Source organism: Microvirga sp. P4_G7 (assembly GCF_056401005.1).
Genome location: NZ_JBFUKD010000862.1, coordinates 1 through 1334 on the forward strand (window position 1 = coordinate 1; position 1334 = coordinate 1334).

A 1334-nucleotide genomic window follows, 5' to 3' on the forward strand; every position below is an offset into this window, starting at 1 on the left:
CAGGCATGTTCGGCGGCATCGGCGCCAAGGACCGGACCAGGATCGAGGAAGCTCTTTCCGCGGTCGGCCTGATCGGTTTCGAGCGTCGCCCGATTWCGACCCTCTCCGGCGGGCAGATGCAACGCGTTCTGTTCGCGCGCCTTTTGTTGCAGGACGCCTCCGTCATTCTCCTCGATGAGCCGTTCACCGCCATCGACGAGAAGACCACGACGGACCTGCTCGATCTCGTGCGGCGCTGGCACAAAGAAGAGCGGACCGTGGTCGCTGTCCTGCACGATCTCGACGTCGTGCGACGGGTCTTCCCGGAGACGCTTCTGATCGCCCGCGAACCGGTGGCTTGGGGACGCACGGACGCGGTTCTCAGCGCTGACAATCTCCTCAAGGCGCGCAACATGGTCGAAGCCTACGATCCCCACGCGGAAGCGTGCAGCCGCAGCGCCGCCTGATTCATTCTCGTCGTTTTTCTGAAGGCGCCCCTGCGACCATGTTCGAGTTTCTGATCGCTCCCTTTTCCGAATTCGAGTTCATGCAACGCGCCCTCGTCGGCACCATCGCCATCGCGCTCGGCGGCGGACCGGTCGGCGTATTCCTGATGCTGCGCCGCATGAGCCTGACGGGCGACGCGATGGCGCACGCGATTCTTCCCGGCGCAGCGTTCGGCTATCTGGCGGCAGGCCTGTCTCTTCCCGCCATGACCATCGGCGGCCTCGTCGCGGGTGTCGTCGTTGCAGTGGCGGCGGGATTGGTGTCACGTCTGACGACACTCAAGGAAGACGCGTCCCTCGCCGCGTTCTATCTTCTCTCGCTGGCGCTCGGCGTCACCATCGTGTCGCTGCGCGGATCGAACGTCGATCTTCTGCATGTCCTGTTCGGCACGGTCCTGGCGCTCGACGACAACACGCTCCTTCTGCTGGCGTCGATCTCCTCGATCACGCTCGCCGCACTTGCCGCACTCTATCGTCCACTCGTGCTGGAATGTGTCGATCCGACCTTCTTGCGCTCGGTCAGCCGCGCCGGCACGCCGACGCACCTCATTTTCCTCGGTCTCGTCGTGTTGAACCTCGTCGGCGGCTTCCATGCGCTCGGCACGCTTCTGGCGGTCGGCATGATGATGCTGCCGGCCGCCGCTGCGCGGTTCTGGAGCGCAGACGTGACGATGATGATGCTCGTCTCCATCCTCGTCGGCATCGTGTCCGGCATCGGCGGACTTCTGTTGTCCTTCCACGCCGAATTGCCGGCCGGCCCGGCCATCATCCTCGTCGCCGGCGGTCTCTACATCCTGTCGCTCGTCTTCGGGCGCGAAGGCGGCCTGTTCTGGCTGCTGATGCCGGGAA

General features: G+C 64.7%; 2 protein-coding genes. Both read left to right on the plus strand.

The window, feature by feature from the left end:
- Nucleotides 1-446, plus strand: a 446-nt coding sequence (locus AC1DT3_RS21420) for a metal ABC transporter ATP-binding protein (RefSeq protein WP_477467200.1), incomplete at its 5' end; no start/stop codon positions are given.
- A 38-nt stretch (nt 447-484) separates the two neighbouring features.
- Nucleotides 485-1334, plus strand: an 850-nt coding sequence (gene aztB, locus AC1DT3_RS21425; protein WP_477467201.1) for a zinc ABC transporter permease AztB, incomplete at its 3' end; no start/stop codon positions are given.